Below are 13,274 nucleotides of genomic sequence, written 5' to 3' on the forward strand. Positions count from 1 at the left end.
TTTCTCGGGAAGTTTGTGGACGCCTTCCGAATCTCCACTACTCGCACCGGTCGGCACTTCACCCGTTTCGGGTGACTCCGGCGCTTCCGGGCACGGGGGGATGAAAATTCCATAACGACCACCCACGACGGGATCGAGGGGACTTTCCACCGGGTAAGTTCCGCTACCGAGGCGCGGTAGTGATCTGTCAGCACAGGGCCCGGGAGGCACGGTGACCACCTCGCACGTCCCCGCTCTACGCCGCATCCCCGCCGCGGCGGAATCCGTTGCCGAAATACCCGTATCGCCGTTCACTCCGATCCCCCGGCCGGACCTGTCGGCCGCCGCCGACGAGGTGACCAACACCCGCGATGGACACGTGCTGCTGCTGTGCGCACCGGCCGGAACCGGAAAGTCGGTGCTGATGGCGGACTGGGCAGCCCGGCGCGCGACAGGCACCTCCGACGTCGCGTGGCTGACCGTCACCGCGCAGCTCGACGACGCGGCGGCGCTGTGGACCGTGCTGCACGCACGCTTCGGCGTCGCGGCCACCGAACGCTCGGGACCGCCCACCGCGCAGGCCGCCGCGCTCGTCGAGACGCTGTCCGCACGGGCGAGGCCGACCGTCCTGGTGCTCGACGACGCCCACCTGATCACCGATCCGCCCGCGCTCGCCGGTCTCGAATATCTTCTGCAGCACGCGCCGCCGTCCGTCACGACAGTGCTGTGCGCCCGCTTCGCGCCGCCGATCCGCTGGCACACCCTCGGTCTGCATTCCCGGCTGACCCGCTGGGGCATGACCGAACTGGCCTTCACACCGGATCAGGTCGACACGCTCTGCCGCGATCACGGCTGCGAACTCACCGGCGCCGAACTCGACGCGCTCTACGCGCTGACCCGCGGCTGGGCCGCGCTCGTGCGCATCGCCGCCACCCACCTGAGTACCGGAACCGACGACCGCGCCGCCGCGCTGACCGTGCTCGCGCGCCCGGCGCGGGCGGTCGCCGATTTCCTGAGCGACGAACTCGTCGAGTCGCTGCCCTCCGCACTGCGCCAGTTCCTCATCTACACCAGCATTCCCGTGTCGTTCACCGAGCAGCTCGCCGACGAACTCGTCGGCGGCGGCGCGAGCCATCATCTCTACGAACTCGATCGGATCGACTTCCCGATCGATTCCGTCGTGCACGGCGGCGAGATGTGGTTCGCCTGTCATCCGCTGTTGCGTGCCCATTTTCTCGCCGAAGCCCGCCGGCTCGGACCGCAACTGTGCGCGGACCTGCATCGCCAGGCGGCCCGCTGGTTGCGTCGCGCGGGACTGCCCGCGGCCGCGCTGCCGCACCAGCTCGCGGTCGGGGACCGGGCGGAGCTGTGCGAATTCTTGTCCACGTGTGCGTTGCGCATCGTTCTCGACGGCGAGGGCGCGACGCTGTTCGAACTGGTGGCCCGCTCGGCGCCGGGCTTGCTCGACGATCCCTTCCTGTGGCTGGTGCGCGTGGTGGACGCGCTCGTCGCGGGCAGCACCGCCGCCGCGGTCGCGTGCCTGGACACCGCGACCGCGCGACGTGCCGCCATGCTCTCCTTCGCCTCCGCCGAACGGCTGGACACGCTCACCCTCGCCGCGACGATCGACGTCGCGGCGACCACCGGGGCCGTCCTGCCCCGTTTCCCGGCCGAGGTCGCGCCGACCGGCGACCCCGATCTCGACGCGTATGCCGCGATCCAGGTCGCCACCGCCTTCGTCGCGGACGGCGCGGTCGCGCACGGCGAACAACTGCTGCACGCCGGACTCGCGGTGGCCGAGCACGCGGGCCGCCCCCGTCTGGTGCTGCGTGCGCTGACCCGGCTGGCATTCGCCGCCGACACCGTCGACGCGGCCACCGCGATGCGCGACCGGGCGGCGCGCGCGCTGGCGGTCGCCGACGAACACGGCCTGTCGGAGGCATCGGACGCCGTGCAGGCGGCCGCGATGGCCGCCTACGGCGCCTACCTGCAAGGCGAGACGCCCGACGCGGCGCAGATCTGCGCCGTGCTCACCGAGCGCGTCGATCACGACGGGTCCTACGGTCCGGTCGCGGGGTGGCGCGGCCACGTCGTGGGCCGTCTGCTCCAGCTCGAGCAGGCCGAGGAACAGTCCGCCGCGGTCGACGCACTGCGCCGCAGCCTGCTGGTCCTGCTGGAGCACAAGGCGGTGCCCGCCGCGACGGGCAGCCTGATCCTGCCGGTGGTCTGGGCGCTGCTGCGGGTACACGATGCCAGGACCGCGCAGCTGCTGGTCGAGCGCGCCCGCGGCATCGTCGGCGAACTGCCCGAGGTCCGGTTGGCCGACGCGGCTCTGCACGCCGCGGCCGATCGCCGCAAGGCGACCTGCGCGATCCTCGAACCCCTGCTCGACCCGGCGAGCGAACTGCGCCCGGTCAGTGCGATCACCGGATGGCTGTTGTACTCCGCGACGCAACACGAGGCCCGCGCGCCGGCCAAGGCCCTCGCCGCGCTGGAGAACGCCCTGAGTTCCGCCGCACCGCATCGGCTGTTGCGGCCGTTCCTCGACGTGCCCGCCGCGATGGGATTGCTGGACAGCTACGCGGGCCGTTTCGGCCGGTCGGAGACGTTCGCGGAGTCGATCCGGCGTCATCCCGCCGCGCGCCGCAGGCCCGCCTACCCCGCCTTGACCCACACCGAGATGACCGTGCTCAAGCAGTTACCGTCCGGACGCACCGCCCAGCAGATCGCCGAGGACCTCGGCGTCTCGGTCAACACCGTGAAGACCCACCTGCGCGGGATCTATGGCAAATTGGGGACGAATTCCCGGGTCGAGGCCCTCGACCACGCACGCCGCGGCGGACTGCTCTGACGCGGTGACCCGTCGATGCCCCCTTCCCGGCGCCGTGCACGGCCTTACGCTGAGTCATGGCCCTTTCACGTCGGAGATTGTTGCGAGTCGGCGCCGCGGGGTCGGCCACGTTGCTGGTGGGAACAGCCGCGGCGAGCAGTGCCCGATTCCCCGCCCCACGCCGGCTCGGCGACCCGTTCGCCTTGGGCATAGCGTCCGGCGATCCCGCTCCCGACGGGGTGGTGCTGTGGACGCGGCTGGCCCCCGACCCGCTGGCGCCGGACGGGCTCGGCGGCATGCCCAGCGGCCCGGTCACCGTCGACTACGAAGTCGCGCACGACGAGCACTTCCGCCAGGTGGTGGCGCGCGGGTCGGCGGTGGCCACGCGCGCACTCGGCCACAGCGTGCATCCGGAGGTGCACGGATTGGCGCCGGACCGCTGGTATTTCTACCGGTTTCGGGCAGGCTCGGCCGTATCGGCGGTCGGCAGGACCCGCACCGCCCCGGCGCCCGGGCAGGCCATGGCGCGGTTGCGTTTCGCGTTCGCCTCCTGCCAGTCGTGGAGCTCCGGCTACTACACCGCCTACGAGCACATGAGCCAGGAAGACCTGGACCTGGTGGTGCATCTGGGCGACTACATCTACGAGCGGGCCTGGGTGCGGGGCCGGGCGGGCGTCGACATGGGGCCGAATTTCCGCGACGAGGCCGTTGACCTGCCCGGCTACCGCTTGCGCTACGCACTGTACAAATCGGAGCACCCGCTGCGCGCCGCGCACGCGGCGTTCCCGTGGCTGGTCACGATGGACGATCACGAGGTCGACAACAACTGGGCGGCGGGCTCGCCCGGCATCGGCCTGGACATCTGGCGCGTCCCGGCCCTGTTCCGCCGCCGCCGCGCGGCCGCCTTCCAGGCCATGTACGAGCACCAGCCGCTGCGGCTGGCGCAACTGCCGACCGCGGCGGGGATGCGGATGCATCGCCGCTTCCGGTTCGGCGACCTCGCGGAGATCACGATGCTCGACACGCGCCAATACCGCACACCGCAGGCTTGTGACGGTGCCGTGGTCGACGGCTGCGCCGAGCGGCTCGCGCCGGATCGAACTATTCTCGGTGCGGCACAGCGGGAGTGGCTGATCGACGGCTTGACCCGGTCGACGGCCCGCTGGCAGGTCCTCGGCAACCAGGTCGGCATGAGCCAGAACGACTCCGACCCGGGCCCGGCGCTCAGCGTCTCCACCGACTCCTGGGACGGCTACGTCGCCGATCGCAACGCCGTGCTGGGCGCCGCCGCGGCGCGCGGCGCGGGCAACCTGGTGGTGATCACCGGTGACCGGCACGAGAACCAAGCCGCCGATCTGCGGCGCGACTACGCCGATCCCAGCTCACCGGTCGTGGCGGCGGAATTCACCGGCACCTCGATCACCAGCAACGGCGACGGAACCGATCTGAGCGACAAAGGCCGCACACTGCTCGCCGCGAACCCGGATATCAAATTCTTCAACGCCCAGCGCGGGTATGTCCGGGTCGAACTCGACCATCAGCTGTGGCGCAACGATTTTCGCGTCGTTCCCTTCGTCCGCCGTCCCGGCGCGCCCATCCACACGCGCGCCGGTTATGTCGTCCAGAACGGGATTCCGGGTGTCGTCCAGGCATGGGATCCCGGCACCCCTGCCCCACCGGAGCCTTCCGCCGACACCGCCAGTCGAGCCGACACCGACCGCGGCCACCGATGACGAGGCGGGCGGACCCGCCTGCTCTCGAGCCGGGGCTCAGCCCGGCGCGGAGTCCGAACGCAGGACGAGCACGGTGATCTCGCTCGGGGCGAACACTCGCAGCTGCGGCCCCCAGAAGCCGGTGCCCCGGCTGGTGTAGAGCTGGGTGCGGTCACCGTGGCGGCTCAGCCCCGCGACGACAGGCTGTTCGAGCCGGACGAGATAGTGGAAGGGCCAGATCTGGCCGCCGTGAGTATGGCCGGAGATCTGCAGCGCGACACCCGCGGCCGCGGCCTCGCGGACCTGCCTGGGCTGATGGGCCAGCAGCACGACCGGCGCGTCCGGGTCCGCGCCCGCCAGCGCGGCGGGCAGGTCGGGGCCGTGACCGGTCAGGCCGATGCCGGTCGGGTCATCGATGCCCGCGATCACCAGTTGATCGTCGCCGCGGCGCACGGTCTCGTGCTGGTTGTGCAAGGGCTGCCAGCCGAGCGAGGCCATGTGATCGATCCAGCCCTGGGCGTCGCCGAAATACTCGTGGTTGCCCGTGATGTAGAACCGGCCGAGTTCGGCCTCGACCTTGCCGAGCGGATCCACCTGCGCGTGCCGCTTCGCCACCGACCCGTCCGCGAGATCACCAGCGTGACAGGCGATGTCGGGGTGCTGCGCGTTGACCACCTCGACCACGCGTTCCGACCAGCGCAGCCGGTCGAGTGCGGCGTAATGGGTGTCGGTCACGACGACCATGCGCAGTCCGTCCAGCGCCGGTCCGAGACCGGGAATGGTCACCTGCACCGTGCGCACCCGCGGCACCCGGCGCGCCTCGAACACACCCCACGCCACCAGCACCGTCGCGGCCGCGAGCACGCCCACCGCGACGATCCGGGAGCGCGCCGGATCACCGACGCCCGCGACGGTCAATCCGGCGCGCGCGAGATTCCCGAGCACCGACCAGCTGAAGAACACCCACATCACGCCGAGCAAGGTGTCGCCGACGATCGCCGCGACATCCGACTGCGCGGGCCCGTGACCGAGGAACATCGACGCGGGCAGGCAGGCGAACCCGAGCAGGAACAGTACGGAACCCAGCCAGAACAGCGGGCCGGATTCCTGGGTCGGCGCCGCTACCAGAGTCCACCAGGGCAGCAGGAACAGTACGGCGGGAATCGCCAGGAACAAGATCAGGCGGGGCACAAACTTCAAGAGGGCTCGTCCTCGTGCGCGGGTGTAGCGCGCGGTCCCTCTCCGGCGCCATGGGCGCTCTCGACCATAGCAGCGGTTACGCCACCCCGAGCCGGTCCGCGGCGACGGCGAGATCCTTGTCACCGCGGCCGGACAGGCACAGCACGATCACCGAGTCCTCCGGAACCTCGCCGCGGCCGGCCATCTCCATCAGGTAGCCGACGGCATGGGCGGATTCGAGTGCGGCGAGGATGCCTTCGGTATGGCTGAGTGCCTGCATGCCGCGCAGCGCGACGGCGTCGGTGGCGGCGCGATAGGTTACGCGGCCACTGTCCTTCAGGTGGCTGAGTTCGGGACCCACGCCCGGATAGTCCAGCCCCGCCGCGATGCTGTGCGTGCGCGCGATCTGGCCGTCCTCGTCCTGCAGCAGATAGCTGTAGGACCCGTCGATCTCCCCGGGGCTGCCCATGCAGAGGGTCGCCGCGTGCTCGCCGGTGTCGACCCCGAGGCCGGCGGCTTCGACACCGATCAGCCGCACCCCCTGATCGCCCGCGAACGGATGGAAGACCCCGATGGCGTTGCTGCCGCCGCCCACGCAGGCCAGGACGTAATCGGGCAGCTTGCCCTCGGCGCGCACGATCTGGTTCCTGGTCTCCGCGCCGATCACCGTCTGGAAATCCCGCACGATCCGCGGATACGGCGCGGGCCCGGCAGCGGTGCCGAACAGGTAGTGGGTGGTGTCCACGTTGGCCACCCAGTCGCGCACCGACTCGGTGATCGCCTCCTTCAGCCGTCGCGAACCGATGTCCACCGGTCGCACGTCGGCGCCGAGCAGCTTCATCCGCACCACGTTCGACGCCTGCCGCCGCATGTCCTCGGTCCCCATGTAGACGACGCAGGTCAGTCCGAGCATCGCCGACACCGTCGCGACCGCGACGCCGTGCTGGCCCGCTCCGGTCTCCGCGACGATCCGCTGCTTACCCATCCGCCTGGCCAGCAACGCCTGCCCGAGCGCATTGTTGATCTTGTGAGCGCCCGTGTGGGCCATGTCCTCGCGCTTGAGATACACCCGGGCGCCCGGCACACCCAGCAACTCCGTGAACCGCCGTATCTGATGCAGCAATGTGGGCCTGCCCACCCGATCGCGCAACAGCTCCCGATACTCGGCCATGAACCCGGCGTCAGCCCGCGCGAGGCCGTAGGCGTCCTCCAGAGCCAACAGCGCCGCCATCAATCCCTCGGGGACGAATCTGCCGCCGAACACGCCGAACCGCCCGCGTTCGTCGGGGAACATCTCGTGCCGGTAGCCGCTCACCGCCACGTCGTGGTCAATCCTCATCAACACCAACGCTTTCACCGCCAAAGAGCCGACGGGTCAGTCTGTTCCGCTAGCGCTAGCACAACCCCACGGGTTGGCAACAAGCGAGTTAACAGACTAAATCGTTCGGATCGCTAAGGTGTTCTCACTGGTGGAGGCGCTCGGCGCGGCCGGGCACGGCGCGCGTGGCTACCGGTCGGCAGGCACGGTGGCGGAGACCTGCGCGACCAGCCGCCACGGCCGCTCGGTGTCGGTCGTGGCCTTGCCACTGGTGAGGATCGCACCGGACAGTCCGCGCGCCGGGTCGGCCCAGCCGTACTGCGTGGTCAATCCACTTCGGCCGAAATGCGACCCGGTGTCGCGGCCGAACTTCGACCTGCGCCCGCCGAGCTCGAAGCCGGCTCGGCTGACCCGTCCGGCCACACCGGGTATCCGGCGGGCCGGTCGCACCGCCTCGGCCAACGTCTCGGGCCGGATGATCCTGCGGCCGTCCGGTGCGCCGCGCGTGAGAATCTCGTAGAACCGGGACAATTCGGCCGCGGTGGTGACCAGATTGCCCGAGGGCAACTCGGCGGCGAGGAAGGCGTCGGTGGCCGCGCGTGAGGCGCGGTCCATTCGTCCGCCGATCGCTTTGCGCGCCAGATAGCTCGCGGTTCGTGACGGAGCCGGACCGGTCTTCACGCTGGGCACGACCTTGTCGAGATCCTCGGGCCGCACGCCGAAGTTGGTCCAGCGGAACCCGAACGGCTCGAGCACCTGCTCGGCCAGATGCTCGCGCAGACGCTTGCCGGTCGCGCGCTGCACCAGCAGGCGCAGAACCAATCCGAGGGTCAGCGCGTGGTACACCCGGAACCGTCCCGGCTTCCAGCTCGGGACGAGGTCGGCCAGCGCGCGCACGGCCAGTTCCTCGTCGAGGACCAGGTCGACGCCCTGATACGGCGGGGTGACGAACGGAATCCCGGCGGAGTGCGAGAGCAGGTCACCGATCGTGATGGCGGCCTTGCCGTTCGCCGCGAACTCCGGGATGTAGCCGGACACCGGCTCGTCCAGAGTGAACGCGCCCTGCTCGACGAGCATGAACATCAGCGCACCGGCCACGCCCTTCGCGGTCGAGAAGCCGCAGAACGGAGTGTCCGGGGTGGCCAAGACCTTGACCGCGTCCGGCCCGTCGCCCGGCGCGTTGCCCCAGCCGTGGCCGATGGTCCGGTTCAGCACGATTCTGCCGTCGCGGCGCAAGCAGAACTGAATCGCCGGGGTACTGCCCAGGCGATACCACGCCTGGACCGACTCCCACAGGGATTCCACGCCGGAGCGGCTGAGCCCGGCCGCCGCGGGATCGTCCTCGGGGCCCCGGGTCGTCACCGCGTCCAAGTCCTCGACGATCGTCACCGATCCAGCCGTTGCTGTGCTCACCCGGCCAGCTTATCCACCGTCGGCGGGTGCCGCCGTGCCGCTCACAGCGGCGCCGACCGCCACCACTGGTCGAACAGGTCCTGACCGGTGTGGTGATCCCAGGACACGTCGACGACGACCCATGCCAGGGCAGGGTCGTCGAAGCCGACGGTGAGCAGTCCGGTATTGCCGCCCGGGTAGTGACTCCAGCGCACCCGTCCGGTACCGGACGGCCTGCGCCAGCTGTCCCGGCGGGTGGTGTCGTTGTCGATGTTGGTGTCGAACGTCGAGTCGCGCCGGGGGTCACCGCGCCGGAAAGACCACACGTACCAATGGATGCCGTTGTCCTGACGGCATTCGACCGCGGGGGCTCCGCCGTTGTTGACCACGTCGATGTCGGTGCATCGTGCGCCCTGATAACCGGACCCGTCCGGGGTGGCCGGGAGCAGACCTGGCAACAGCGCGACCAGTTCGGCGTTGCGCCCCCATGCCGTCGAGCCCGCGGCCGTGGTCGCACTCGGCGGCGGCGTGGTGGTATCGGGCGCGGTGGACGGAGGTGCGCTACCCGCAATCCCCACTCCCGGAACGGTGTTCGAGCCGAGGACCAGCGCACCGGCGAGCGCGAGCGACAGCACCAGCACCGCGGCCGCGGTGACCAGGAGGCGAGGCGAAATCCGCGCGGGCCGAGCGGGCTGCGGTGCGGCGACGGGGTGCGGCCGGGGCGGCGCAGGCGGCGGGGCGAATGCCGCCACGGCAGCGACGGCCAGTGCGCGGCAATTCTCGTAGCGATCTTCCGGACGCTTCGCCATCGCGGTGGCGATGACGGCGTCCAGCGCCGCGGGCAGCATCGGGTCGGCCGCCGAGGGTAGTGGCGGCGGTTCGGCCAGATGTGCCCGCAGCACCGCCGCAGGCGTCGTGCGCGCGAACGGCATGGCGCCGGTGAGCATTTGGTAGAGGGTCGCGCCGAGGGCGTAGACGTCGCAGCGATGGTCGAGCGCCTCGCCCCGGATCTGCTCGGGAGCGACGTAACCGAGCGTCGCGATCAGCGCGCCCGCGGCGGTCAGCCCGGTGGTGTCGTCGCGGCTGCGCGCGATGCCGAAATCGGTGACGAAGACGTGGTCGCGCCCGTCGTCGCCGGTGGCGACCAGCAGGTTGGCCGGTTTGACGTCCCGGTGCAGCAGCCCGCGCCGGTGCGCGGCGTCGAGTCCCTCGGCTGCCTGGGCGAGGATCTCGATCACCCGGCTCGGCGGCAGCGCACGCGACCGCTGCCCGATCAGCTGTGCCACGTCCGAACCCGCTACATACCGCATCGACATCCACAGCTGGTCGTCGTCGCTGCCGCGGTCGTAGATCTCCACGACGTTCGGATGGTCCAGTCGCGCGGCCAATTCGGCTTCCCGCTGGAACCGGGCGCGGAATTCGGGGTCGGCGCCCGCCGAGGGGTCGAGGACCTTCAGCGCGACCGACCGCGGCAGCCGTGGATGACGCGCCAGATACACCGTCCCCATGCCACCCGAGCCGAGCGTGCGCTCGATGCGATACCCGGCGAATACCGAACCTGGGCGCAGCGTCATATTCTTCTCGTCCTCGGGTCAGATCGGCGCACCGCTCCACCATCTGTCGTACACGTCCTGGCCGCCGGTGCCGCCGGACGCGCCGACGGTGCAGAAGCTGCGGTGATCGGTGAACGCCACGTCCAGCAAGCCGAAGCCGGCGAGGCTGTCGGTGGCCCAGCGGACCGTGCCCGCGCCGGACGGCCGCGTCCACGGCTGTTCGTGCAGGTCGGCGCGGCCGAGGGTGTCGGAGGTATAGGTCACCGGGCGGCGGGACGGGTCGCAGCGGATGTTGACGTTGATCCCGTCGTCGGTGGCGGCCGGGCAGTGCAGCCAGGCGCCGCGATCGTCGTTGAGGGCGCAGCGTATCCCCTGATAGCCCACACCTTCGGGGTCGGAGGGAAGCAGGTTCGGGAACGCCTCGACGATGTAGGCGGCCGGGCCCCAGGCGGACGTGGCCGGAGTGCTGGTGGCCGCGGTGGTGGCCATGGCAGACGAAACGACCGACGGCGGTGCGGCGACCGGAGTTCCGCCGGATCGTTCACCGGCGCGCAGGAGAACCACGGCCGGCGTCGCGAGCACGACCAGCGCGACCGCCCCCGCGATCAGCGCGGACCGTCCGGCACCCGCACGCGGAGGTGGTGGCGGGAACGCAGGGGCGGGCGGGCGCGGCGCAGGCTCGAGCGCGCGGATCGCGGCGGCCGCCAACTCCGCGCAGCTGGCGTATCTGGCCGCCGGGTTCTTCGCCATCGCCCGCACGACCACCTCGTCGATGGCCGCGGGCAGCGCCGGGTTGGCCAGCGAAGGGCGCGGCGGCGGCTCGTACAGATGGGCCTGCAGACTGGCTGCCGGCGTACGTTTACCGAACGGCACTGCGCCGGTTAGCATTTCGTACAGGGTGCAGCCGAGGGAGTAGATGTCGGCGCGATGGTCGAGCGGCCCGCCGGTCAGCTGTTCCGGCGCGGCGTAGGCGAAGCTGGCCAGCACCGAGCCCGTCGTGGTCAGCGACGCGGTGGCTTCCAGCGGCCGGGCGATCCCGAAGTCGGTGATGCGTACCGCGTCCGACCCGTCGTCGGCCGTGGACACCAGAATGTTCGCCGGTTTCACGTCGCGGTGCAGCAATCCGCTGCGATGCGCCGCGTCCAGCCCGCGCGCCGCCGCGGCGACGATCCGCACCGCACGCCGGGCGGGCAGCACCGTCGGACCGCGGCGCACCAGCTCCGCGGCGTCCACGCCGTCGACGTACCGCATGCCGATCCACAGGAGGTCGCCTTCGGCGCCCCGGTCGTAGATGGAGACGACATTCGGATGCTCGAGCCGGGCCGCCGATTCCGCCTCCCGTTCGAACCGAGCCCGGAATTCCGCGTCCGCCCCCAGATCCGGATCGAGAATTTTCACCGCGTCCAGGCGCGGCAGCCGCGGATGCTCGGCCAGATACACCGCACCCATCCCACCCGCCCCGATCCGGCGAATGATGCGATAACCAGCGAAGACATCGCCAGGCTGCACAGACACGACGCGCCCTCCTCCCTGACCGAGCAGAATACCGGCCACCGCGTCGTCTACCCGGCCGAGCCCAGGCACTCCGCACCGGCGCGGCCGCCCACAGAGCGAGAGACCGAGCTGTTGGTGCCTCGAGCGGCTCGACCCGGCGGGGACCCGCGACCGCAGCCGCACCGTCGGGAGGACACGAGTCGGCGGGCGGCGTCATTCGGCTGGGCCGGGCCGGGATCAGCGGCCTTGCAGCCAGCTCTCCCGCAGTTTCAAGTGGTTGTCCCACCACGCCTGTACCACTGCGGGGTCGGCGTTCCAGGGTGGCGGTGGGGACTCTCCCGGGAAGAGGAAGGGTTCGTCAGGGGCTGCGGCGGTGGCCGGCGGCGGGGCCGGTGGTTCCGGGGAGATAGTCGTCGTCGTAGGCCGGTGCCTATGCGGCGTCGGCGGCTGCTCGACAGGCGGCGGACCCGGCGGGACCGGTTCGATGGGGAGAGGCTGGGCGTTCGCCGGGTATGGTGCCGGTTGCGGCGGCACCTCCGGTCCGGGATACGGGCCGGGAGTGGAAGCCGAGTCGGGCGACGGGGCGACAGGAATTTGCTCGAGCGCGGGAGCCGGGGGCACCGCAGCGGGATTCGGCTCGGCAAGCTGGGGCGCGGAGATGGGCACCTGCATAGGGCCATCGATCTCGGCATTCGCCGGGCGGTTCTCGCGTGCTTGCACGACCGCAATCGCGGCTCCGCCCAGCAGCGCGGCCGCGGCCGCCCCGGCCAGCACCACGCGGCCGACATGTCCGCGATCGGCCACTGGCGGCGCTGTCGGCGCGCTTCGGAACGGAGCGGCGGCGACCAGAGCGGCACCGTACGCGGCCGCCTCGGCGTAGTCGGGTGCCACGATCACGGGGGCGGTGAAGCCCAGCCGCAACGCCGCGACAATGTCCGGATTTCCCGCCGACGAGCCGCACAAGACGACAGCGTCGGGCACCAGCCCTGCCGCCTCCGAAGCCACGTGGATCCGGTCGATCGCCGAGCCAGCGGTCTCGGCGTCGACGACACCGGACGACCACGAGTCGAAGGCGAGGATTTCCTCCCGATTCGGCCCGACCACGAGATAGGACGTGTGGTAGCCGACGAGCTCGAGGACCAGCAGAGTTCCGTACTCCGCCAAGCCCGGTGTGTTCTCGACCAGCGCCTGCAGCGCGGTCTTGGTCGACACGAGCGACGACGAGCGCCACATCGCCGACGACAGTTGTGACACGATCGCCCGCCGCTCCGCCACCGTCCGGTACGCCACCGCGACGTCATCGATTTCGGTGTCGGATCCGGCGTCGGCGGTCAACGCGTCGAGGGCGGCGGCGACCGACGCGGCGGTCGAGTGCTCGACCGGCTGTTCGACCTCCCGCAGCACCGTGGGCCGGGTACCTTGTCGCGCCGTGGACGACAGCATCACGCCACGCACCACGGCTTGTTCCGCTGAAATACCGACTGTGGCCCTCATGAGATCACCTCTGCTCGAGACCGGTCTTGGAAGAGGTTCGTCACCGCGGTCGCCAACGATTGGCCGAGGTTCGTTTTCCCACCGTGCACAGTCGCGTAACGCCCCTGATGACAGGCCGCGAAAACTACGACGGCAATTCTCGCGCAGCCAGGAGAACGTCCCGTCCGGCGTCTGCGACACATCGCACGCTACACCCTTTACCAGGGCATTTCATCAAAGAACGCGAGTTGACGCGGCACGACCGCCCTTTGCCGCGATCATCCGCCGTCGCGGCGCTTTTGTCGGTGTCGAGGTTCCGAAACGATGATCGCTGAATATTTGCT

At 70.7% G+C, this 13,274-nt stretch carries 8 protein-coding genes; 2 read left to right on the forward strand and 6 right to left on the reverse strand.

Translation table 11 applies throughout. The annotated features are described in order from the left end of the window. Positions 1-211: 211 nt before the first annotated feature. Together LTT66_RS33830 and LTT66_RS33835 are read left to right on the forward strand one after the other, a co-directional pair. Positions 212-2,830: a LuxR C-terminal-related transcriptional regulator gene (locus LTT66_RS33830; protein ID WP_233062556.1), complete on the forward strand. Its 2,619-nt coding sequence runs from the start codon at positions 212-214 to the stop codon at positions 2,828-2,830. Positions 2,831-2,886: 56 nt separating this feature from the next. Continuing rightward, a complete protein-coding gene (locus tag LTT66_RS33835; protein WP_233062557.1) occupies positions 2,887-4,542 on the forward strand; it encodes an alkaline phosphatase D family protein in 1,656 nt (551 codons plus the stop codon). A gap of 36 nt (positions 4,543-4,578) precedes the next feature. On the opposite strand, the gene LTT66_RS33840 is transcribed toward LTT66_RS33835, so the two are convergent. From LTT66_RS33840 to LTT66_RS33865, 6 genes are all read right to left on the reverse strand, one after another. Continuing rightward, positions 4,579-5,721 carry a metallophosphoesterase gene (locus LTT66_RS33840; RefSeq protein WP_233062558.1) on the reverse strand — a complete coding sequence of 381 codons (1,143 nt, stop codon included), beginning with the start codon at positions 5,719-5,721 and terminating at the stop codon, positions 4,579-4,581. Positions 5,722-5,797: 76 nt separating this feature from the next. Then, the gene (trpB, locus tag LTT66_RS33845; protein WP_233062559.1) at positions 5,798-7,039 is read right to left on the reverse strand and encodes a tryptophan synthase subunit beta; all 1,242 of its coding nucleotides are present in this window, start codon (positions 7,037-7,039) and stop codon (positions 5,798-5,800) included. A 168-nt stretch (positions 7,040-7,207) separates the two neighbouring features. Continuing rightward, positions 7,208-8,431, reverse strand: coding sequence for a beta-lactamase family protein (locus LTT66_RS33850; protein ID WP_233062560.1), 1,224 nt, complete (start codon positions 8,429-8,431; stop codon positions 7,208-7,210). A 41-nt stretch (positions 8,432-8,472) separates the two neighbouring features. Further along, positions 8,473-9,984 (reverse strand): serine/threonine-protein kinase, encoded by a 1,512-nt coding sequence (locus LTT66_RS33855; RefSeq protein WP_233062561.1) that lies wholly within the window; start codon positions 9,982-9,984, stop codon positions 8,473-8,475. Between the two features lie 18 nt (positions 9,985-10,002). After that, positions 10,003-11,478 (reverse strand): serine/threonine-protein kinase, encoded by a 1,476-nt coding sequence (locus LTT66_RS33860; protein ID WP_233062562.1) that lies wholly within the window; start codon positions 11,476-11,478, stop codon positions 10,003-10,005. Positions 11,479-11,694: 216 nt separating this feature from the next. Next, positions 11,695-12,951, reverse strand: coding sequence for a hypothetical protein (locus LTT66_RS33865; protein WP_233062563.1), 1,257 nt, complete (start codon positions 12,949-12,951; stop codon positions 11,695-11,697). Positions 12,952-13,274: the final 323 nt, after the last annotated feature.

The organism is Nocardia gipuzkoensis (assembly GCF_021183645.1).
Taxonomy (GTDB): Bacteria; Actinomycetota; Actinomycetes; order Mycobacteriales; family Mycobacteriaceae; genus Nocardia; species Nocardia abscessus.

Excerpts from the sequence above, each read along its gene's own strand:
- LTT66_RS33835 (WP_233062557.1), top strand. The coding sequence starts at position 2,887 with ATGGCCCTTTCACGTCGGAGATTGTTGCGAGTCGGCGCCGCGGGGTCG.
- trpB (WP_233062559.1), bottom strand. The coding sequence starts at position 7,039 with ATGAGGATTGACCACGACGTGGCGGTGAGCGGCTACCGGCACGAGATG.
- LTT66_RS33855 (WP_233062561.1), bottom strand. The coding sequence starts at position 9,984 with ATGACGCTGCGCCCAGGTTCGGTATTCGCCGGGTATCGCATCGAGCGC.
- LTT66_RS33865 (WP_233062563.1), bottom strand. The coding sequence starts at position 12,951 with ATGAGGGCCACAGTCGGTATTTCAGCGGAACAAGCCGTGGTGCGTGGC.